Annotated in this window: 13 protein-coding genes and 3 tRNA genes; 1 reads left to right on the forward strand and 15 read right to left on the reverse strand. The window is 47.6% G+C overall.

Annotated elements, in window-relative coordinates; genetic code table 11:
* Positions 1-102: 102 nt before the first annotated feature.
* The 8 genes from purB to BQ7483_RS12955 all read right to left on the reverse strand — a co-directional run bounded on the left by purB (position 103) and on the right by BQ7483_RS12955 (position 11,341).
* Entirely contained in the window at positions 103-1,449 is a 1,347-nt protein-coding gene (gene purB, locus BQ7483_RS12915; RefSeq protein WP_072546167.1) for an adenylosuccinate lyase, read from the reverse strand.
* 575 nt (positions 1,450-2,024) lie between these two features.
* Positions 2,025-4,613 carry a hypothetical protein gene (locus BQ7483_RS12925; protein ID WP_235847362.1) on the reverse strand — a complete coding sequence of 863 codons (2,589 nt, stop codon included), beginning with the start codon at positions 4,611-4,613 and terminating at the stop codon, positions 2,025-2,027.
* 494 nt (positions 4,614-5,107) lie between these two features.
* The gene (locus BQ7483_RS12930; RefSeq protein WP_072546170.1) at positions 5,108-6,145 is read right to left on the reverse strand and encodes a hypothetical protein; all 1,038 of its coding nucleotides are present in this window, start codon (positions 6,143-6,145) and stop codon (positions 5,108-5,110) included.
* Positions 6,146-6,188: 43 nt separating this feature from the next.
* Positions 6,189-7,136, reverse strand: a complete 948-nt coding sequence (locus BQ7483_RS12935) for a fimbrillin family protein (RefSeq protein ID WP_072546171.1) — start codon at positions 7,134-7,136, stop codon at positions 6,189-6,191.
* Positions 7,137-7,244: 108 nt separating this feature from the next.
* The gene (locus BQ7483_RS12940; RefSeq protein WP_139247652.1) at positions 7,245-8,288 is read right to left on the reverse strand and encodes a fimbrillin family protein; all 1,044 of its coding nucleotides are present in this window, start codon (positions 8,286-8,288) and stop codon (positions 7,245-7,247) included.
* Positions 8,289-8,479: 191 nt separating this feature from the next.
* On the reverse strand, positions 8,480-9,517 hold the full coding sequence (locus BQ7483_RS12945) for a DUF5119 domain-containing protein (protein ID WP_072546173.1): 1,038 nt from the start codon (positions 9,515-9,517) through the stop codon (positions 8,480-8,482).
* Positions 9,514-10,227 (reverse strand): DUF3575 domain-containing protein, encoded by a 714-nt coding sequence (locus BQ7483_RS12950; protein WP_235847363.1) that lies wholly within the window; start codon positions 10,225-10,227, stop codon positions 9,514-9,516. Before BQ7483_RS12950 ends, BQ7483_RS12945 begins: the two co-directional genes overlap by 4 nt.
* A gap of 139 nt (positions 10,228-10,366) precedes the next feature.
* Positions 10,367-11,341 (reverse strand): helix-turn-helix domain-containing protein, encoded by a 975-nt coding sequence (locus BQ7483_RS12955; RefSeq protein ID WP_139247653.1) that lies wholly within the window; start codon positions 11,339-11,341, stop codon positions 10,367-10,369.
* A 487-nt stretch (positions 11,342-11,828) separates the two neighbouring features.
* Here BQ7483_RS12955 and BQ7483_RS12960 point away from each other — a divergent pair, with 487 nt between their 5' ends.
* Entirely contained in the window at positions 11,829-12,722 is an 894-nt protein-coding gene (locus BQ7483_RS12960) for an IS982 family transposase (protein WP_072546175.1), read from the forward strand.
* Positions 12,723-13,087: 365 nt separating this feature from the next.
* Here the strand turns inward: BQ7483_RS12960 and BQ7483_RS12965 are convergent.
* The 7 genes from BQ7483_RS12965 to BQ7483_RS12995 form a co-directional block, all read right to left on the reverse strand.
* Positions 13,088-13,162: transfer RNA gene (locus BQ7483_RS12965), tRNA-Val, on the reverse strand.
* A 32-nt stretch (positions 13,163-13,194) separates the two neighbouring features.
* A tRNA-Val gene (locus BQ7483_RS12970) sits at positions 13,195-13,269 on the reverse strand.
* Between the two features lie 34 nt (positions 13,270-13,303).
* A tRNA-Val gene (locus tag BQ7483_RS12975) sits at positions 13,304-13,378 on the reverse strand.
* 196 nt (positions 13,379-13,574) lie between these two features.
* Positions 13,575-16,802 carry a carbamoyl-phosphate synthase (glutamine-hydrolyzing) large subunit gene (gene carB, locus BQ7483_RS12980; protein WP_072546176.1) on the reverse strand — a complete coding sequence of 1,076 codons (3,228 nt, stop codon included), beginning with the start codon at positions 16,800-16,802 and terminating at the stop codon, positions 13,575-13,577.
* A 352-nt stretch (positions 16,803-17,154) separates the two neighbouring features.
* Positions 17,155-18,639, reverse strand: coding sequence for a hypothetical protein (locus BQ7483_RS12985; protein ID WP_072546177.1), 1,485 nt, complete (start codon positions 18,637-18,639; stop codon positions 17,155-17,157).
* Between the two features lie 6 nt (positions 18,640-18,645).
* The gene (locus tag BQ7483_RS12990) at positions 18,646-20,364 is read right to left on the reverse strand and encodes a PEGA domain-containing protein (protein WP_162274256.1); all 1,719 of its coding nucleotides are present in this window, start codon (positions 20,362-20,364) and stop codon (positions 18,646-18,648) included.
* Positions 20,365-20,379: 15 nt separating this feature from the next.
* A complete protein-coding gene (locus BQ7483_RS12995) occupies positions 20,380-22,293 on the reverse strand; it encodes an LPP20 family lipoprotein (RefSeq protein WP_072546179.1) in 1,914 nt (637 codons plus the stop codon).
* Between the last annotated feature and the right edge of the window lie 312 nt (positions 22,294-22,605).

Here is a 22,605-nt window from a genome sequence, read left to right on the forward strand (position 1 = left end):
CCTCACGGCCTTATTTTAATGGAGAATTGAAAATGGGAAATTGAGAATTGGGAATTTCAGTAACTGTTCATTTTCAACTTTCCATTTTCCATTTTCCATTATTTACATTCCCGTATAATTGTGCGGAGTGATGGCGCGAAGCTCCTTCTTGATGTCTTCGCTCACGTTCAGCTCCTCGATAAAGTTCTTGATGGACGCTTCCGTAATGGCCTGGTTGGTGCGTGTCAGCGCCTTCAGTGCCTCGTACGGATGCGGATATGCCTCGCGGCGCAGGATGGTCTGTATCGCCTCGGCCACCACGCTCCAGCAGTTGTCCAGGTCGCGGTAGATGGCCGGCTCGTTGAGCAGCAGCTTGCGCAGGCCCTTCAGCGAGCTCTGGATGGCGATGACTGTGTGTCCGAAGGGCACGCCGATGTTTCTCAGCACCGTCGAGTCCGTCAGGTCGCGCTGCAGGCGCGACACCGGCAGCTTCACGGCCAGGTGTTCCAGGATGGCGTTGGCCATGCCCAGGTTGCCTTCGGCGTTCTCGAAGTCGATGGGGTTCACCTTGTGGGGCATGGCGCTCGAGCCCACCTCGCCGGCTTTGATCTTCTGCTTGAAGTATTCCATGGAGATGTATTGCCAGAAGTCGCGGTTCATGTCGATCATGATGGTGTTGATGCGCTTCATGGCGTCGAACACGGCCGACAGGTTGTCGTAGTTCGATATCTGCGTGGTATATTCCTCGCGCTCCAGTCCCAGCTTCTCGGCCACGAAACGGTTGCCGAAGGCCTTCCAGTCGTAGTCGGGATAGGCCACGTGGTGGGCGTTGTAGTTGCCCGTGGCGCCGCCAAACTTGGCCGTCATGGGGCACGCCTTCAGCGTGGCCAGCTGGCGTTCCAGGCGGTAGACGAAGACGTTGATTTCCTTGCCCAGGCGGGTAGGCGAAGCGGGTTGTCCGTGTGTCTTGGCCAGCATGGGGATGTCGGCCCACTCTTCGGCATACGTGCGCAGCTGTCCGATGAGTTCCTCCAGTTGCGGGTAGTACACCTGCTCCAGCGCCTCCTTCACGGAGAGGGGCACCGAGGTATTGTTGATGTCCTGCGAAGTCAGTCCGAAGTGGATGAATTCCTTGTACTCCTCCAGTCCGCCCAGCTTGTCAAACTGTTCCTTCAGGAAGTATTCCACGGCCTTCACGTCGTGGTTGGTCACGCTTTCGATGTCCTTGATGCGCTGTGCGTCGGCTTCCGAGAAGTTGCGGTAGATGTTTCTCAAGGTTTCGAAGATACCTTTGTCCACGCCCTTCAGCTGGGGCAGCGGCAGTTCGCAGAGGGCGATGAAGTACTCCACTTCCACCCGTACGCGGTATCTCATCAGTGCGAATTCCGAGAAATAGGCGGCCAAGGCATCCGTCTTGCCCCTATAACGACCGTCAATCGGCGAGATTGCGGTAAGTAAATCCAGTTTCATACGTCGTATTTCTATAAAATGATAATTATCAGGCCGCAAAATTACGTCTTTTTTCTGAGTTTTCCATCCCGGAAACATTTTTTATATTACCCGCCGCTTTCCTTTTGCCGCTTGGGGGCACGGATACCGCGGATTTCACGGATTTTCACGGTTCGGGGCCCGCGGCCTTCCCTGCCCCGCTCCTCTCTTCTGCCCCCTTCCGCCGTCATCCCGGCCTCACACTTCTTCCTCCGTCATCCCGGCCTCCGAGCCGGGATCCAGCACCCCGATACGTGCGTCTTCTCTGGATCCCGCATCAAGTGCGGGATGACAAAGAGGGGAAAGTGCGGGATGACGAAGCGGCCAACGACGCCCCACCAAGTAGGTAGTTAGCGCGCTAAAGTCCATAGTTAGCGCGCCAAAGTCCATAGTTAGCCGGCGGAATGTGGCACTTGGGAAAAAACAAGCCACACGGCCCGAAGGCCGCATGGCTTGACAAACAAAACAAACAAATGCTCGTTGCATTAACAAGCACGTGTCCTCCCGCTTCGCCAAGCGGAGGAGGACGGGGACCACCTCACGGCGGGGATATAAAGTCATTCTTGCACATCCTGTACCGGACGAACGTAACCTTTTTCTGTATTAGGATTATTTTGCAGGAAAAATTCTTTAGTAGACGGCTTCCAAATGAAACCATCACGGTTTTCGTTGTATGGATTCTGTCCGTCCATAGAGAAAGCCGTCTGACACATATGAAGTTCATCATTCCATACATCCTCAGGTAACCTTGAAGACAAAATAAGCAGTTCTCGTTGATTGGGAATACGATACCCAGCTGGATAACCATCAAATGTTTGATACCACTGCCATTCGTGATAATTTTTCCTTCCCCAACTAGACTCTGGTGTCGGGAATAGGCTAGAGTGCATTCTGAACTTTCCGTACGGCAAGTTATTCGCTTCACGTTCGTTGTGTAAGGGTAAGGGACTTACCTCGTAGTTGGTGCGGCGTGCTTTGATGTTCAGGTTAGTGGCATCAATTAAATAGAAGCCGCTTCCTTCATCTTTGTAAGATATCAAATCTGTCGGGACCTCATCTGGGTCATCAAGGGATAATCCCAAATTACGCACGCAACGGTAGGAATAAAGTTCACCATTGTAAGTCTTTGAACTTGATTGCATACCACGGGAAGCACCTTCTTCTGCCCATAATACCCATGAGTCGTAAGAATAATAATCCTCACCCCATATTCCTCCCCAGTGCCAAGTCGCAGTAAGTGAGCTAGACGTATAGTGCCAACGTACAGTATTATCACGGTCTGCCGGGTTGCTGGGATAGAGACGTGATTTGTCGTCGAGTGCGTATTCACCCAGATAAATATCCGTGAGTTGGTCTATCGCCGCGAGATACCAGCGGATTTCATTGGCTTGTATGATGTTGTCGCCGTTCAGGTCACGGTTGCGCAGCATACAAGCGTATAGTGCATTGTTGTAGTTACTGTTCAATGCGTAGTGGTCATCCGTGTTCAGTACGTCTGTCCAGTGTAATGTGTTCGTGTGATTGGGTCCAAGAATGATGTTCAGCGTGTTCAATCGTCCGTTTCTACTGTCGGTTTCAATTTGAATATTACGATTATCGAGACCACATTGCATGCGTCCCGTCTCCATCACCGACTCCAATCCCCAAGCGGTTGTCAATTCAGTTTTGTCCACGTTGAAGATGGTGCTGATGGAGCGTTGCTTGAAGGTGAAGGTGGAGTTCACGACTCTGGAATTACCATCTGGACTCATTTGTGACCCTTGTGCAATGATGTGCAACTGGCGGTCTTCCTTATCGGTGGTGAGTTTCCACAACGAGCGGTTGTCTTCTCCCGGTGTATTATCTATGGGATGGTTGAAGTAGAGGTGCTCGTCGACGAAGACGGTGATGGCCACTTTCGTCTCTTTGTCCTCCGTGTCGGTGTAGAAAATGGTTGAATTCGGGTCTTCGGCCTCTGCCTGCAGGCGGCGGATCAGCTGGTTCACGTCGAGCAGGCGTGCATTGGGGTAAGAGGTATAATAGGGTGCAGACTCGTTATTAGCAGTTCCAGTCATCGGGAACGGGTCGTTGTAGTTCTGGTCGCCCGGGTATTTCACGAAGTGTTCATTGTCCACGCCATAGTCGGCATTGATAGCAAACTTTACCCAGCGGTAGTCACGCATGCTTTCTTCAATATTCTTATCATCGTCAGTGGCATCGTGTATGCCGCGGCTGAAGGGAGTGTTCACGCTCCACTTCATGTCCGTACCGATGGCTTTCTTGTTCAGCTTGATGAGGCGGCGGTCGTAATGGGAGTCAAACTCGAAGATGTCGGTGGTACTGTACACCACGTCGCCCTCGTAGCCGGGTCGTCCATCCGTTCCATTCGTAACCTCCACGATAATGTCGTTGACACCACGTATTGTTACGTTATAGGTATAGAAGCTGTTGCGTTTGGTGTCGTAATCATTAGGATTGAGAGGCACGTTGATGGTTTGTCCGTCTTTGTCTTTATAGGATGTCATGTAACCCAGATGTATGATAAAGCGCACGTCGGCGTTGACCAACATGTTATCATTGTCTACGTAAGAAAGTGTTCCCGTCATTTCCACGTAGGTGGAGTTGGCATTAGCATTGGCGAAGGTGCGGTTGCCGTTGTCGTCCAAGCCTTTTCCGGTGTCCCACGCATCACGCTGTGCATAGTCTGAAACGGATTGGAGTGGTGTTTTCTTGTTTTCGGGCATGTAGAACACGAAGCTGCCGCCGTCGTACAAGTTGGCATCGGTCGCGTTGGGGGTGATTTCTTCGAACGGTGTAGCCGAGGTGTTGAAGTAGATGGCATCATCGCTCTCGTAATCACCAGTTTCAGCTTCCAGGATATACGATTGAAGCGGTACCCGCTTCACTGTCCATTCTTTAGGTAAAAACGAAAAATTACTCCAATTTTTCTCCGAAGGAGGATCCGTCTTTACAATGAATTTCACCTTAGCATCGGTACGTTTGAGCTGGATCGTATAATTCAACTCTTCCCCTTGTTCACTGCCAACAATGTCTATGGAAGTACTTCCGCTCTCATTATCTTCGGCATACCCGGTCATCATAAAAAGAGCACCCCGATAAACTGACTGGCTGTTCATGGTCATGACAAACTGTTTCAGAGTGTTCAAATCGTTTATTTCATCCAATTGGGCACTGGTCACATTGTAAGCCGTACCAGTACTGTTAGTAGTAATATTGGCAATGGCTACAATGGAAGCCCCTTGAAGCGAACCGCAGACAAAATCCAATGTACCTTTTCCATTAGAAAGATTATCTCCTTCGGGATTCAATCCGTCATTAAATGTAAACAAATTACTGGTACGTGGTGTACCTTCCATATTTCGAAGCAGCGGTTGCCGTTGCCCAGCCGAATTAAACACGAAAAGGTATATATTTTCGATTCTGTTTTCATATTCTGATGTTTGCTCGGTACGGGTTAAAATAATACTCTCCTGCGATACGTACCCTAAAGAGACCCTAGTGGGAATACCTTCTTCTACAGGTCGGTTGGAATGAAAAAGTATTTCATCCTGACATCCGATTAGAATCAAAGCCATGACCATAAGAGATGCAGCGAGATGCCTGCCAGATTTACCCATTGTTTTCATAACGATTCCGTATATTAATTGAACGATGGAACATTAACCTCATTTTCTTCCCAAGGCACGAAACTATACAAAATATTGATTGTGGCACTGGCTGTAATACGTGCCAAAATATTAAATTGTGTATTACGTACCATGGAGTTTATGTCCGAGCCTATCAGAGAAGGAGAATACTCTTTATAACTTGTAGCAAGTGACAATGTATAGGGATTCGGACCTGTAGGATTTTTATAGGCGAAATTAGGATAGATATAGACAGGCTGCCAATCGGTTGCTGCACCAACTGCCAATACGACATCCAATGTTTCTATTTCATCTTTGGGATATCGCAAATCCGTGTATATAGTCGATTCCGGAATGTCAAGCTGAGATTGACGGAACAAGAATACACGGTCACTGATAAAAGAACCGAATTTTACCCACCTCAGTGTCAAATTATCGCTGGTTGCATTTTCTATTGTGAGGTGTAGCTTCACTACGGTACGCTCCAGTTTAATGGATATGGCTTGCATATCCGAAGTAATCTCAATACCTTCAGCTTTACCGCTCATGGGTAGGCCATGTTCGGCTATCTCTTCGTATCTTTTAGGAAAATGCGTCCAACCTTCGTCAAGCAATAACAGTTTGCTGTCGTTGATATACGCCGGAGTCATCAAAATATCATTAGTATATTCGATGCCGATACTTTCCTCATTGGCAATAAGGTAGATGCTGGCTTTCCCTACAGGAATATTCTCCAAAGTTAGACTGGGGGATAATGTGGCAGATGTGGGAGAGGTGTTCCCATCTATTACATGCTTTTGGTTATAAAGTATTTTCCTATCCTCTGGGGCAGCAGCATCCGAGATGACAAGTGCGCGCAACGTACGTATTCCTTCGTAGGGTAGCACGTTAGGGTCGTCTTCCCGTGTTGATACACCGATAGTCTGTGTACCGATGTTCAGTGTCAGCGTCACCATCTTGTCGTTGCCGCCCGGCAGGCTTTCTTCCTGCTGACATGCCACAAAAACAGCGATACACAATAGCAACGGAATGGATTGAATTATTTTGTTCATAGCTTCAGTATGCTTTTAATATTCTTGATTGGCTGGTTGAAACTTACCATTCTACCGTGTAATTCTTTTCGATCCAATTGGTTACTTCTACCACCAGTGTAACATTTGTCGCATTGCGGGAAATGTTGATGCGATAGTTGTAGCGTTTTCCTTTCTCCCATGCAGTGACGGAGCTTGTTTTTAGCTTGATAGAGGCGGACTTGGATGTAGTGTCGCCTATAGTGTATTGGTAAGAAAAATCGAGGGTCGCATTATCGCTGAGCGACTTGTGTGGGGGCAACAATAGGTCGCCTCCAAAAAGAAAATAGTCTTGAGTATCATTGGCCGGGATAGAGAGACTTTCTGTTTCAAAAGAGGGAGCATTTACATCGCTAATACCCCCAAAATCCCATTCATTTCCGTTGAGGCTTCCTATATGACTAATTCCGTATAACTGGGCATTGCTGATGTTTACGGCGTCACCTTCGGATGTAACTATGATGTTCACCCGCGCCAGTTCGTGATTAAACGTCAACGCTACAGGTGCAGGATTACTGCCGTTTCCAGTCGCCGTAGCCGTCATCAGGTCCACAGCCTCCGATCCCGTCTTGGAGCAGTCGAAGTTTGTGACGGTGATGGTACCGTAAGAACTTACATCTGCCTTTACGTCTGTCGGATATACTGCATAAAAGTTATAAGTTTTTCCAGCCGACCAGTAACGCGTACCGCCAGTATAGTTCCATGCGCCATTGCTTTCGGTCACTGTCTCACCATCAAATACATTAGTAGCGTTTATCGATGATGCGTTGTCACCGTATCCTCCCCATACGCTGAAACTGCTTCCATCGGGCAGCGACGTACCGGTGACCGCCGCGCGCGTCTCCGCCGCAGGCATGAAGCTGATGGCGGGGGCGTCTGTCATAGGCTCATCGCTGAGGGTGCTGGTGCACGAGGCTACCGTCAAGAGCAGGAGGAGGGACAAAGCCCCAAACGTTACTGGAATGCGTTTCATATCGTTGTCTTGGTTTTGGTTTCAATTTTTAGCTTTTGTCCGAAAGAACAAAGCTGTGTAGTGCCCGTGCGGGCGGCCAAGCACGCACGGGCTGTGAGAAAGAGGTTATTAAGGAACAACAGTAGTTACAGGATTGTCAATATCACTTGCATCCTTCCAATCTTCTACTGTAGCAGTAAACTCAATTTCTTTATTTGTAAGTGTATCATCAATCATATCCGCTGTAATTTTTGTGGAATATTTGTAACGATATCCTGCTGTCCATTTGTTTGATTCAGGATCGTTTATACCATCGCCAGTTTGTTTTGTGAACGACAGATTGGCTGTAAAATTCTGGCTCTTTGGCTGGCTATCAGGATTGTTGCCATCTTTCAAAGTTGCCGTAAACGTAACGGTAATATAATCAGAAGTAGTCGGAAGATCCTGAGGAATAACAAGCTTGGACTGCATCTTTGTTCTAGCAGGAGTCAAATCACCATCAGCGATATCAACACCATCTTTAAAATCTTCATATATATAACCACCTTTGGTTGCTCCATCAGTTTTCCAAGTAATTGCTCCAGCAGTATTGATTGAACCTTCTGTTTTGTTGATAGCTCCGTTTATATTAACATTAGATATCTTCAACTCATAAGCATCAGCGGCATCAGTGGTAAACTCAAAAGCCACTTGCGCCAGCATGTGTTTGAAGTTAAGCTCTACTGCTCCCTGAGCAGTAGCATCAGAAACAGGACCTACTTGAGCAGGAACACAAGCTATTAGATCATACGTATCTACTGGCGTATAAGCCGGGAAGGTCAACGTTTGGTTTACAGCATCAAAACTGACATTATCAATCTTGCCGCCAGTACCATTTGCATAAGCACCAAAACGATAGTAGTTACCATCCTGCCAATAATACTTAGAGTCTCCTGTTTCATTCTTATAAGCCGTGCCTGTCCAAGAGTTTCCATCAGTACCAAAATTTCCGAACACATAGAATTCTGATGAAGCCAAACTTCCCGAAGGCACTTCAGTTACCGCTTTTGTGTTGTTATTCACAAATGTGTTAAACTGAATAGAGCGGCCTTCAGCCACCTCCAACACTTCATTCTGTGTACAGCTTGCGAGTGCTGCTACAGCTACTCCAAGCAAAAGCAAACTTTTTCTCATACTCTAATAATTTTAAGTAAAACAATTATTTAATAAAACTAATTCATTTCATATTCATTCAATGCACGAGATGCTTCGACTGCGCTCAGCATGACAAACAATTCTATTTATGAGATGCCTCGACTATGCTCAGCATGACAAACTGGCTGTACTCGGCATAACAAACCAACTACATCCGACATGACAGACCGCTAATTCAGCGGCAGCGGGATGTCGATGTAGTCGCCCCAGCCGTCCACACTGACGTCGAAACCACCGCTACCACCGCCACCGTCTTCATCGGAAACCTCGATGCCGTCCACGGTGATGACACCGCCGCGAGGCTGTCCGTTCACCTGGTCGGTGACGTCGAACTCATAGCTGAGCATCTTACCGTTGAGCAGGCGCACCTCAAGGTTCAGCAGGTAGTGGGCCGCCGAGCCGTCGGCACGCGTATAGTGGTCGCCCGGATAGTTGGGTACCCCGAAACTCTGCATCTGTGCTTCGGCGCCCCAGGAAGTGAGCGTACCGTCGAAGAGAACGGTAGCAGCTGCATCGCCCGTATGCCCGTCACTCAGATAGACACTTTCAGCCATACCGGCCAGGGCACCACGGACCAAGGCCACGTATTGCAGTCCGTGAGTAAATTCATAACGGATGTAGTAAGTATAGGTCAGCGGGTGCATGGTGATAGGATAGTTCACGGGGTCGAGCGTGCGTTCGGCCGTATAGGCCTCATCGTAGCAGCCGTACAGCTGGTCGGGCTGGTTGACGGTGCGTTCGCCGGCATGCAGCTCCTGCAGGCTGGCACGGGTGACACTGCGCGTGGTGGCCTGTGCTGTAGCCGAAGTGGTGAGCTGGTCGAAGACGATATATTCGGTATCGTTATTGTAGAGCAATATGTCGTGGGTGCCTTCGGCCATGGAAAGACGGCCTCCTTCGGCAGGCAGGTTGCTTTCGCTGTAGGTACCATCGGTGTGGTAGACCACTGCACGGATGCCCTCGGCCGCTTCGGGACGAAACTCTTCGTATAAGCGTTCCCACTCCTCGAGCCACAACTCCTCCCAGTCGAAGTTGTAAGTACGTTCCCACTCCAGTTCCCATTCGGCAACAAGATCTATCTTGACGCTGTAGGAATGTTCATCGTGGTTGTAGCACAGGTCCTTGCGACAGCCAGCAGCAGTCAGCAGGAGCATGGCCAGGAGTGAGGGGTAGGCCCAATTCCATATTTTCAGCTGATAGTTCTTCATTTCCTGCCTCCTTTCTCCGTCCAGCGGCCAATGTTCCAAACGAAAGCAAATTTCAGTTTCAGCGGGCCGAAGTAATGGGTACGGTCGGTCTGCTGGTAGACGTAGTGCCCGTCCAGTGGCAGGTATTCCGCGTACTTCAGGTGGGCATAGCCCAGGCCGACGCCCGCCTCGAAGGCGAAGTATTTGCCCACAGGGAACATGTAGCCGTAGCTGAGGCCCACCATGCCACCCTCGCCACGGTAGCCACGTCCGCCGTCCTCCAGGTCGTACCAGCCCGCTCCGCCGAAGAGGCCGAAGTAGTGGCCCCGGCGGGGACCCTGCGGGCGGAACCACCAGCGCACTTCGGGCACGATGGTGGCCAGCTGGTAGTAGCGGTGCCTGCCGTTGTTGTGCCACCAGGCCATGTTGCCCTCGATGGCGGCCGACCAGCGTTCGTTGAAGCGGTATTCCACCTCGAGCGAGGGCATGAGCAGGACGTCGTACAGGAGATTGGACTTGATGTACCAGGGCGTAGGCAGGTAATGCCTGTCCCGCGCGGCTTCCAGGTCCATCGTCCTTATGCTGTCCGATTCCGAAGGATGGGTATATGACTTGACGGACTGCCTGCCTGCCAACTGCTGGGCAAACAGCACACCACCGCCCAGCAGCCACCACATGACAGCGAGCAGGCAGAAGCCGAAACGATTTATCAGGATGTTTCCGTCGTTCATTCCGTCAAATTATTTTTCTATAAGACAAAAGATTTTTCTAAATTATCCCAGGGCATTCTCCGCCCAGATTGCAAAATAATGAATTAGACATTTACGACTCGCGTCATTTTCAAAAAAGGGATGCGCCAAAAACGCAAAATCAATCACTACCCGTCTCTGCGGGCATCATGCGACTGCGTATATAGTCTGTGGGCGAAAGCCCGACGTATTTCTTGAAACACCGCAGGGCCGTCTCGCGCGAGCGGAAACCGACGCGGAAGAAGGCGTCCTGCACGCTGGCTACCTGGCCCGCATCGGCCTCTTTCAGGAAGTCGGCAATGCGGCGGCGATTCATCATGTCCGAAAAATTCTTGTATCCGCATTCCTGGATGGCCTTGGACAAGTAGCTGCGGTTCGTGTTCAGCCGCAGGGCCAGGTCGGAGAGGTCCAGGTCGGGGTCCCGCCAGATGGGTTCGCTATCCAACAATGACGTCAGGCGTCCGAGAAGCGGACTGGAAGCAGGCTCTTCCGACGGTGCCGGCAGCACCTCGGGGACATCGGCCGCCACAGACTCCGACACTTCACGCGGTGACTCGAAACGGACAAACAGCTCCTGATAGGTGACTGAAACCGCGACCGCCATGCACACCACCAAATGAACACAGCTGGCCAGCGGAGAACCCGTCAGCATGAACAGGAAGAAACAGACGCTGATCAGCATCACCTTGAGGATGTACGTATAGATCCACCGGTGACACACACGGCTTTTCTTCCTGTTATAGGGAATGTAGAGCAGCAGAAGCGCATAGAACAGGATGACGACAAACAGGATGCAGAACCGGTACCAGACGTTGAACTCGCCAAAATACCGCCATACATCCATAAAGGAATAGAGTTCGCGCGAATAGGGGACCAGCAGGAACTGCACGGTGCTGAGCAACAGGCCGGGGAGGAAAAACAACAACCCCCGCTTCCACGTGAGCCATCCGCTGCAGACGGCTTCCATGGGATACAAGTAGAGCAGCATGATGGCCCACAGGCCACCCGCCAAATTTACTGCAGGAAGGATGCGGTCCGCGATAGGCTCTCCGGCCTCCACCATCAGCAGGCGGACCAGAAACAGCAACCCGGCCACAATCCACACCCACGACAGACAGAGCCTGGAGCGGTCACCGCTCCGGCGCCGGGCCTACAGCACGCCACCACACAACAAAAAAGAACAAATACTCCAACAGAGAAGTACTTTCAATTCATCCATAGTCAAATTATAGCTTAGCTTAACTTGTTTTGTTTGCAAAACCCGTCACCGGATTTGTTTATTGCCCACTCACTGACGTTCATACAGGAATATTGAAGGTTGCCTTCCCCGGAGCCTGCCACATGGCATTCTAATTCGCAAAGGTCACCTATACCCCGCATCAACCGCCCAATATTATTTTTGAGCGTGCAAAGGTATATATTTTTTATGATAAAATATTAATTCAACGCACTCATTCAAGTTTATTAACTATATTAACGTGAGTTCGAAATAAAAATAAATATATTTCAGTGATAATTAGAAACATAGCGATAAAAGTATTAAATTTATAGTGCTGAATTATAAGATTTAAACGATTACCACTATGTTTCCAGAGTCTAAAGTTACAGAGATTTATTGTATGGCTGATGATTTTTGCAAGGAATTTACATTGCAACAGGAAAAATATATGATTGAGGATAAGAAAACCAGGCATCGTAACAAACCTAACCGTATGAATGATGCTGAGATTATGGTTATTCTAATCCTGTTTCACTCCGGTGGTTTCCGCTGTTTCAAGCATTACTACAAGGAATATGTCTGTAAACATCTGAAACACCTTTTTCCGCGTCAGGTGTCCTACAACCGTTTTGTTGAACTGGAGAAGGAAATACTGCTTCCCCTGACCATTTTCATCAAGAAAGTCCTGCTGGGAACCTGTACCGGCATCAGTTTTGTCGACTCCACTCCTTTACGTGTCTGCCGTAACCAAAGAATCCTTATTCATAAAACATTTGAAGGACTTGCCGAGCGTGGAAAATGTTCTATGGAATGGTTCTTCGGATTCAAACTACATCTGATAATCAATGACAAAGGGGAAATTCTCAATTTTATGTTTACTCCTGGAAACGTGGATGACCAGCAGGGTAAGTTTCTGGAAAACATCAAAGGAAAACTATGTGCCGACAAGGGATATATTGGCCAGGCTCTGTTCGAGAACCTTTTCCTTAATGGCATTCAGCCTGTCACTAAAGTTAAAAACAATATGAAGAACTCGCTGATGAGCATTGCCGACAAGATCCTGCTCAGAAAAAGGGCCTTGATTGAAACGGTTAATGACGAGCTGAAGAACATTGCACAGATAGAACACTCTAGACATCGTTCGTTCAATAACTTTATAGCCAACTCTTTGTCGGCTATAGCAGCATATTGCTTTTTTGAAAAGAAGCCCGCCATTGATGTAAACTTTGTCAATGACGGACAACTGTCCATTTTCTAATTTTATATCGAACTCACGTTATATTAACAAACAGATTTGTTAAATTAACCGAAAAGCACATTTCCAGCACATTTGAGCCCACAAAACGGGGAGAAACCGGGCGGAATTCATCTCACAAATCAGAACAAATAACGGTAGAATTCAACAATATGTACAAGAAAGCAGTTTACACTCTGACAGAAAAACAGATATCACAGGATTTGTCCGGCTTAAATGAAAGATTTACCCAGCTTAAACGAACTGTTTGTCCAGCTTAAACGAACGTTTTTACGTTGATCCACGGTTTGCCCGCCCGGCTGCAGCCGAAGGTACGGAGAAAACAAAAAAAGCCGCAAACCTCGTAAGGAATGCGGCTTCTGAGGGCGTGGGCGTTGACGGATTCGAACCGCCGACCCTCTGCTTGTAAGGCAGATGCTCTGAACCAGCTGAGCTAAACGCCCTCTCAAACAAAAAATGAAGATATATGAAAAAGTGGGCGTTGACGGATTCGAACCGCCGACCCTCTGCTTGTAAGGCAGATGCTCTGAACCAGCTGAGCTAAACGCCCGTTTTGAACAACGAAAGTGAAGAATCGATTTGTGTGGGCGTTGACGGATTCGAACCGCCGACCCTCTGCTTGTAAGGCAGATGCTCTGAACCAGCTGAGCTAAACGCCCGTCACTTTCGTTTCAAAAGCGCTGCAAAGGTACGACTATTTTTGATACCTGCAAACATTCGAAGAACTTTTTTCTGAAAAAACATGATTCACGGAGTTACACCCGCCTGTAGGGACGCACCACGGTGCGTCCGCAATGCCCCAAGACATAAAAAATAGGGACGCACCATGGTACGTCCCTACAGAAAGTTCATCATTTACTTATACTCCTGCCAGCTCTTGATCTGGATATCCTCCAGCTTCATGGTGCAGAAGGCCTCGATGAAGGCACTGGCCAGGCGGGCGTTGGTGATCAACGGGATGTTGTGGTCGATGGCCCCGCGACGGATCCGGTAGCCGTTGGTCAGCTCGCGCTTGGTGTGGTTCTTGGGGATGTTGACGATGAGGTCGAACTTGTGTTCGGAAATCATCTTCATCACGTTGTTCTCGGCATGCGGACGCTCGTCGGGCCAGAACACCGGAATGGTGTCTACCCCATGGGCGTTGAGGAAGGCTGCCGTACCGGCCGTGGCATAAATCTTGTAGCCCTTGGAGTAGAGCATGCGGCTGGCGTCGAGCAGGTCGACCTTGGACTTCATGGCGCCGCTGGAGAACATCACGCCCTTCTCGGGAGAAGGAATCTTGAAGCCGGTGGCAATCATGGCGTTGAGCAGGGCCTCGGAGAAGTCATCGCCCAGACAGCCCACCTCGCCGGTAGACGACATGTCGACACCCAGCACGGGGTCGGCCTTGTGCAGGCGCGAGAAGGAGAACTGCGAGGCCTTCACGCCGATCCAGTCGATGTCATAGGCCGACTTGTCGGGCTTGGTATAGGGAGCGTCGAGCATGATGCGGGTGGCGGTCTCGATGAAGTTGCGCTTCAGCACCTTGCTGACGAAGGGGAACGAACGCGAGGCGCGGAGGTTGCACTCGATGACCTTGACCTCGTTGTTGCGGGCCAGGTACTGGATGTTGAACGGACCGGAGATGTTCAGCTCCTTAGCTATCTGGCGGCTGATCTTCTTGATGCGGCGGGCCGTGGCGAAGTAGATCTTCTGGGCGGGGAACACCAGCGTGGCGTCGCCGGAGTGTACGCCGGCAAACTCGACGTGCTCGGAGATGGCGTATTCGACAATCTCACCGTTCTGTGCCACGGCGTCGAACTCGATTTCCTTGGTGTTCTGCAGGAACTGCGACACGACGACGGGGTATTCTTTGGACACCTCGGCGGCCATCTTGAGGAACTCCTGCAGTTCGTCTTCATCGTAGCAGACATTCATGGCCGCTCCCGAGAGGACGTAGGACGGACGCACCAGGACGGGATAGCCCACCTTGGCGACAAAGCCCTTGACGTCTTCAAGGCTGGTCAGCTCCTGCCAGGCGGGCTGGTCGATGCCCAGCTGGTCGAGCATGTGGGAGAACTTGTTGCGGTTCTCGGCACGGTCGATGGAGACGGGCGACGTACCCAGCACGGGCACCGACTGGCGGTAGAGCTTCATGGCCAGGTTGTTCGGTATCTGGCCGCCCACGGAAACAATGACGCCGCGCGGCTGCTCGAGGTCGATGACGTCGAGCACGCGCTCGAACGACAGCTCGTCGAAGTAGAGGCGGTCGCACATGTCGTAGTCGGTGGACACAGTCTCGGGGTTGTAGTTGATCATGATGGACTTGTAGCCCAGCTTGCGGGCCGTCTGGATGGCGTTGACCGAGCACCAGTCGAACTCCACGCTGGAGCCGATGCGGTAGGCGCCCGAGCCGAGCACGACGACGGACTTCTCGTTCTTGTAGTAGTTCACGTCGTATCCCTCGACAGCGTAGGTCATGTAGAGGTAGTTGGTGAGCTCGGGATGCTCGCTGGCCACGGTGTTGATGCGCTTCACGGCCGGCAGGATGCCCAGCTCCTTGCGCCGGGCGCGCACCTGGAGGTTTTCCTTCTCCATGTTGCCCGTGGGATGGAGCACGAAGCGGGCTATCTGGAAGTCGGAGAAGCCCAGCACCTTGGCTTGGCGCAGCACGTCGGCGGGGATGTCTTCCACCTTATTATATTGGGAAAGCGTGTGCTTGTAGTCGACGATGTTCTTCAGCTTGCCCAGGAACCAGGGATCGATCTTGGTCAGCTCGTAGATGCGGTCGATGGTGTAGCCTTCCTCCAACGCCTGGGCGATGGCAAAGATGCGCAGGTCGGTCGGATGGGACAGCTCGTGGTCGAGGTCGTCGAAGCGGGTGCCTTCGTTGCCCACGAAGCCGTGCATGCCCTGCCCGATCATGCGCAGGCCCTTCTGGATAATCTCCTCGAAGGAGCGGCCGATGGACATGATTTCGCCCACGGACTTCATGCTGGAACCGATCTCGCGGCTCACGCCGACAAACTTCGTCAGGTCCCAGCGGGGTATCTTGCAGATGAGGTAGTCGAGCTGCGGAGCGACGTAGGCGGAGTTGGGCGTGCCCATCTCGCCGATCTGGTCGAGCGTGTAGCCCAGGGCAATCTTGGCGGCCACGAAAGCCAGCGGATAACCGGTGGCCTTGGACGCCAAGGCCGACGAACGGCTCAGGCGGGCGTTGACCTCGATGACGCGGTAGTCGTTGGTTTCGGCGTTGAAGGCATACTGGATGTTGCACTCGCCCACGATGTTCAGGTGGCGGACACACTGACGCGACAGGGCCTTCAGTGTCTCTACCTGCTCGTCGGTGAGCGAACAGGTGGGCGCCACCACGATGCTCTCGCCCGTGTGGATGCCCAGGGGGTCGAAGTTCTCCATGCTGGCCACGGTGAAGCAGTGGTCGTTGGCGTCGCGGATCACCTCGAACTCAATCTCCTTCCAGCCCTTGAGCGACTCTTCCACCAGAATCTGCTTGGAGAAGGTGAACGAGCTCTCGGCCAGCTTCAGGAACGATTCCTCGTCGGGACAGATGCCGCTGCCCTGCCCGCCCAGGGCATAGGCCGAACGCACCATGACGGGATAGCCTATCTCGCGGGCAGCCTCGAGGGCAGCCTTCATACTCTCCACGGCATGGCTCTTGGGGGTCTTCATCGGGATTTCGTCGAGCTTCTTCACGAAGAGGTCGCGGTCTTCGGTGTTCATGATGGCCTCCACGGAGGTACCCAGGACGCGCACGCCATACTGCTGGAGTACGCCTTTCTGATAGAGTTCCGTGCCGCAGTTGAGCGCCGTCTGTCCGCCGAAGGCCAGCAGGATGCCGTCGGGGCGCTCCTTCTTGATAATCTGTTCCACAAAATAGGGGGTCACCGGCAGGAAGTACACCTGGTCGGCGATGCCTTCGGAAGTCTGGATGGTGGCGATGTTGGGGTTCACCAGCACGGAGCTGATGCCTTCTTCGCGCAAGGCTTTCAGCGCCTGCGAACCGGAGTAGTCGAACTCTCCGGCCTGGCCGATCTTGAGCGCACCAGAACCCAAGACAAGCACTTTCTTCAAATCGTTCTTCATTGTTTCTCTTTATAAGTTGTTTTAAATCGTCTTTAAATCGCTTTTGAAAGCTGTCTGAATAAAAAAAATGCGCCACCCGACAACGGACAACGCATTTTCCAAAGGACTAAATATCTTTCCGGAGAGGGAAAAGCTTTCGGCCGGCGAATAAAATTCGTCTGAACAATGATAAAAACCGGTTTCCGTTTCCCTTCCTTGCATAAACGTATGGATATTTCTACAAAGAAACGATTTATTCGGGAAACGAGCAAATAATCCATAGCTGTTTTTAAACACAATACGAACGACTAACAAATATTCCGGCAATCAAGAAGAATATACTATTCCATGCTTAAATTATATAAAAAACAAGTCATGATAATAAAATAATTTTAGCTTTCGTATTATCCATCTTAGGCATCGTTGCCCCAACAGGAGCCCCTATATAAGTAGGATCACATATCACATAACGCTTACCATTTATAGTCACATAATCTCCTGTCACAACATCATCAAAATGTACAGCAGTTGCAAGATGACCAGGATAATAGATTAATACAACTTCAAGTTCCAACAGATCTCTCACTAAACGTGAAAACAAAATTGAACGGTCTTCGCAATCACAATATGGATAATAAAGGGTTTCGTCTGCAAAAAAAGCTCGATCGTACCCCCATACTTTATCATCATACTCATAAACGAAAGCAGTCTGAACAAAGTTCAGCAATCTATTTACAGCTTCCAATTGTCCCTTACCTTGAATCGCCTTCTGCAATGATGGATATAAAGTAGACTTTGCCTGATTACTCAAAGGAGTATTGGCATACATAGCCCAACGCGTTCCAAAATCATTATTAATAATTGAAGTTGGATAAGAATTTAAAAAAGCCAATAAATTCTCATTAGTTACGACGTTAGCCTTCATATCGCCATACTTCTCCGATTGCAACTTCCTAACAGCAGAGCTCTTAACGCCGAATTTTTGTTCTGTCTGAATCTGCAAAGAAAGAGGTTTTTCTTCTGGGAAAGCCGCATCACAAATATAAAGCTGTTCCAAAGTACAATTAAAAGGATAGAACATTTCTCCGTCAATCGTCCAATATGGTTTATCATAAATCATATGTTTACTAGCATACAATAAAAATAATTGTTCACCGGCACTGGCAAGCCTCATTTTGTACCCGGACTGACAATACAAAAAAGCAGTCAATAAAACAGCTTCATTATGCCTACCCTTAAAACAAGATTGAGACAATTCATTCAACATTAACAAATAAGCCCAATCACACAATTCATAGCGTGAACGAATTTCCAAACAATCATACAAAGTATTATCATATACACCCGAAGCCAAATAATTCCATACTTTAGCGATATCACGTTCTTCACAGCGTTGCAAAACAAATTGTCCCTTATTATCCAACCGGACCTTTAACTTTGTATTAAAAAACGTAAAATCAAACCATGTATCCATCGGTTCCGGTTTTTCCTCTATCGGAGTAATTGGAGTGGGTTGGGGATCTGGTTCAACAACAGGTATCACCTCATCAAACGGCAATGGACGGTCTTCTAAATTTTCATCCTTATCCTCTTCAGGATAAACGACAGGAGGGACCAATTCATCTTCTTCAGGAATAGGTACACCCTTTAACGCATTAAACTCACGCCAGCTTTTTTCCAGCAATGCAGCATATTCTTCATTTATGCGTTTTCGAAAATTTTCGAAATCCTGTTCATGAGCACTCTTGAACGCAGAATATTCACTATTCAATTTGCTCTTAAACTCCTCAAAGCTTCCTTGTGCCCTTCCTTCAATGAAAGATAGGACAAGTAACAATATAAAAATAATATTTTTCATCTTCGCTTAATAGGAACTACCACTAAACATCCAAGAAATAGTTAGTGACAATTTGTTTTGAATAGTTTTAAACTCTCCCTGATCAGAATAAAACTTGTGATCACTTAATCCCTTTGAATACTGTGCATTCACCTGAATTTTACCTACTCGAAAACCAACCCCAATTTCTGCCGATGCGTTAAAACGATTGGGCCAGCCATCCAAGCCATAATATTCAGTTGAAGGTTCAGAGTTTTCATATTCAGTAGAGCTGAAACTAGCATAAAGTCCATAATCAAGGCCAATACCGCCATGAATAGCCAAAGCCACCTTATTGGCAAAAGGTAAGCGATAGTAAGCATGGATTGGCATATACAAACAATGTTCTTGGAAATGATCCATATATCCTTGTTCTTTCATTTCTTCGTTCCAAGACATATAATATTCATAAAACAAACCAGAGTAGAGTCCCAATCCCCAACTGAAACAAGGTTGAAAGTGCAATCCCACCTGAAGGCCATGCAACCTCTTATTTTCTCTTCCCCACACATCTTCTTTCAATCTGGCTCCCTCACCGCTTGTCACCCATTGCTTAGTTACATATCCCATAGAAAATCCCACAGGGGAAGCATCATATTCTCTCTGCCAAGGCCATACGAACGAGTTTCTTGCAGGAATCTTAAATTCTTGCTCAACATCCATATTTCTCGAAACGCGGATTGTTCGTTTCTTGCCGTTTCCTCCATACGTCATATTCATGATATATTTTTTCCCTACAGGTTTGGTCAATTGATATGATGATTGCCTGGGTCTTTCCAATTCTCCATCAATATACAAATCAGCATCAACCTTACTGCCATTATAGGTTGCGAAAACCTCAAATGTTTTTTTCTCAATAGGTTCCAATACAATACGATCCTCCACCAGTTCATTTACAGTAAAATCTCTTGCATCCGTTTCATCTGCATTTAACCGAGCTTCCACGCGATACGAAGCATATTTCAAAGTAAGTTTCATTGGAGTTTTACCGACATATTCATCATTCAAATACAAATCAGCACCACTCGGATCACTTACAAATTCAATTTCTTTATCTTTACGAAAATCATACTTAAACATCGTACTATAATCAGACACCTCTATGAGTGTATCTGCAATCATTTGACCATCAATACTAATAACGAGTTTATGAGTACCTAAAGGAACCCCACTGATCGTTGCAGGCGTAGTAGCACTTTTTTTCAAATCAACTAAAGACACAGTTGCATTGTCTGGCTGAGTAATGATAGTTATAGGTAAAGTTTTATTATTTTTCATCACTACATCATAAATACGCTTGGGCTCCAAGCGCAAATCAGACAAGCGATTACTTTTCCCATATCCTTCCAGCGAAGCTTCCATGGAAGCAGCATTTGATGGAGTTACAAAAACCCAAATTTCACTTTTCTGCTCATCCAACCGATTTACCCGAGAACGAATTGGAGCATTATAGCCAAAATCAAAGTTTACCATTTGTGCATCAGCCTTCGGCATATTTTCAAAAGAAATTCTCACCAAAGCACAATCCTTATCTCCATTAACATCTTTAGGCCAGTCATCAATAAAATGAGCGCTCAAATTATCCATTCCACCAAAAGACCTTGATTCATTAAAAGAATGCAACACCAGTTGAGTCGTATTAGCCTCCTGACCAACTATGACATTGGCCATAAGCACAACTATGAAAAACAAAATATTTCTTTTCATGCCATACATCTTTTTTTAAAACTTAAATTTACTCATAAATTCTTCAATGCTCATCATATCTGATTTGTCAGGTTGCCACATCCTGACATGAATAATGGGCAGTTCCTTGGATGCATCCAATACAAGTGTCAAATATCCCTGATCTGAATATACAGGAGAATTATAAATTTGACGAATTTGTATTACAAACGCTGTTGCGGGTGGTAAACTAGGAGCATTAATTACCTGCGTCACATTATCTTCAAAAGTCAGATGAACATATTCTCGTTCATTAAAATGCGTACGCAGCTTTTCTATAAACTGCTTCTTGTTCAACCGCGTATAACGAATATCATTTTTTCCAAAATCAACTGGCAAACCTTCAACCTGTGCCTTAGGTGCCGTTTTCAGCATAGTTCCGGTTATGATGATAGCATCATCTGAAAATATCTTGTCAAGATAATCTATACGCTGCAATAAATAAGCAGTCTGATAATCCTCCATAAACTGCAAAATAGTATACCGAGACACTTCAGGCCACGTAGAAGCCGCATTGAAGATATCATCTTCGGCCTTTTTTGTCAGCGCCAGTGCCAGCGATTGAATTTTTTTAGTTTTCTCATCAAATCGAAACGTAAGTTTCTCCATAAACGACCGCCCATTACTAAAGCGAATTTTCACTTTACAATCTTTCCCCAGGACCTGCCCGTTTGCCCGTACAAAATGATATTGCTGATTGGATCCAACTAATGTAATTCGCCCCGTATACTTCAAAAGTTGTTCAAAAAGTTTATAACCTTCCGACGTAAAATAAGCAAATGCACATTCTGGATTACATTGTTTAATAGCAGATTCCACAGCCTTCATAGCCGCTTGGAAAGAAGCATCATCCTCTACGCCTTCAACCTCAATCCGTTTTTTTACCTGAATAGTCTCCGTTGCTACAGCTGCAACAGAGGGTTCCAAAGCCATTGAAGAGGTAAATCCCTCCTTCTCATACTTCTTAGCCATCTTCACAGTACCCTTCCGGGCATTTACTTTCACAGGAATCTCAACAAAAGCATTTTCTATTACAGGAGCACTCATTTCAGAAAAAATAGTTCTTAACTCTGTATCGAGATTCTCGCCTTGCTTACGAAAACTGTATTCATAGCGAACCTGTACTTTCTCATTTACAGGCAACGACAATAATTCCAACTCCGCCACTCCATCTCTTACAGTCAAAGGCCCCACGAAAGATTGCCCATCAAAATAATCCAACTGAAGGCTTGAAACAGCTTTACCATCATAAATAAAAGTTCCTTGTAAATAATAGCGATTGTCCCGTTCTATACAATCTTCTATTTTTACCTTCAAATGTGATAAAACCGATTTGATTTTTATTGGTAAGAAAACAAGACAATTTACACTTTCACCATTAAAATCGGCATATACTGCATCGCGATTTGATCTGGCCAGCATCAACGCCCAATAATAATTACGAAGAGCATCATCTATTTGCAAATCTCGTTCTGCCAATTTACCAGTTTCCACAAAATCCAAGATTTTGTTCTTACGTCTTTCGAACATTTTGTCAACTTCATTTTTTTCTACCCAACGGAACACCCTGGCACCAGGTTCAGGATGCAGCACCATCATATGCACATTTTGCAAAGAAGCAAATGAAAACGACTTAACACTCCCCTCCTGGGTATAACTGGAATAACTCACGCCATCTGCTGTCTGTCCGCTATTATCTACTTCCTGAGTTTTGGATGATACACTTACTGAAATCTGGTTAATAATCTGCGATAAAGCATCCCGACTAGCATCATCAATTGTAGCTCCCTGCCCTTCAGCATACCAATAATTAGAACTAGATTTAATTTGTTGAATATCTACTTGTGCATGTCCGTAAACATGCACAAGTAGATAAACACAGATTAGCATAACAATCCTGCCTGCATTCATATCATTTACCCTTAGATTGTTTAGCAAGTTCTTCTTGAATTTTTTTCTCAAACTGCTGGAATTGATATTCCATCTTAATCCGCTCTTCATCAGGAATTTGCTGTCTTATTTTATCCACAATTTTATTAGCCATTTATAATCCGCAAAACGAAATGTTTCGACTTTTGGGAACGAAACGTTCTTTTTCCCAAAACGAAACGTTCTTTTTTTCGCACCCCTACCCTGCCCTTTTCCGCTTAATTTCTCACTTCTAATTATTACTAAGAAATTTGGTAATCTCGCCAAAAATCGCTACATTTGTATAGTATAAAT

It is taken from the genome of Mediterranea massiliensis (assembly GCF_900128475.1).
GTDB classification, from domain to species: Bacteria; Bacteroidota; Bacteroidia; order Bacteroidales; family Bacteroidaceae; genus Bacteroides; species Bacteroides massiliensis_E.

Bases quoted from the DNA above. Each gene is read 5' to 3' on its own strand.
- carB (WP_072546176.1), bottom strand. From the start codon at position 16,802: ATGAAGAACGATTTGAAGAAAGTGCTTGTCTTGGGTTCTGGTGCGCTC.
- BQ7483_RS12990 (WP_162274256.1), bottom strand. From the start codon at position 20,364: ATGAAAAGAAATATTTTGTTTTTCATAGTTGTGCTTATGGCCAATGTC.
- BQ7483_RS12930 (WP_072546170.1), bottom strand. From the start codon at position 6,145: ATGAACAAAATAATTCAATCCATTCCGTTGCTATTGTGTATCGCTGTT.
- BQ7483_RS12995 (WP_072546179.1), bottom strand. From the start codon at position 22,293: ATGAATGCAGGCAGGATTGTTATGCTAATCTGTGTTTATCTACTTGTG.
- BQ7483_RS12950 (WP_235847363.1), bottom strand. From the start codon at position 10,227: ATGAACGACGGAAACATCCTGATAAATCGTTTCGGCTTCTGCCTGCTC.
- BQ7483_RS12960 (WP_072546175.1), top strand. From the start codon at position 11,829: ATGTTTCCAGAGTCTAAAGTTACAGAGATTTATTGTATGGCTGATGAT.
- purB (WP_072546167.1), bottom strand. From the start codon at position 1,449: ATGAAACTGGATTTACTTACCGCAATCTCGCCGATTGACGGTCGTTAT.
- BQ7483_RS12940 (WP_139247652.1), bottom strand. From the start codon at position 8,288: ATGAGAAAAAGTTTGCTTTTGCTTGGAGTAGCTGTAGCAGCACTCGCA.
- BQ7483_RS12945 (WP_072546173.1), bottom strand. From the start codon at position 9,517: ATGAAGAACTATCAGCTGAAAATATGGAATTGGGCCTACCCCTCACTC.
- BQ7483_RS12935 (WP_072546171.1), bottom strand. From the start codon at position 7,136: ATGAAACGCATTCCAGTAACGTTTGGGGCTTTGTCCCTCCTCCTGCTC.
- BQ7483_RS12985 (WP_072546177.1), bottom strand. From the start codon at position 18,639: ATGAAAAATATTATTTTTATATTGTTACTTGTCCTATCTTTCATTGAA.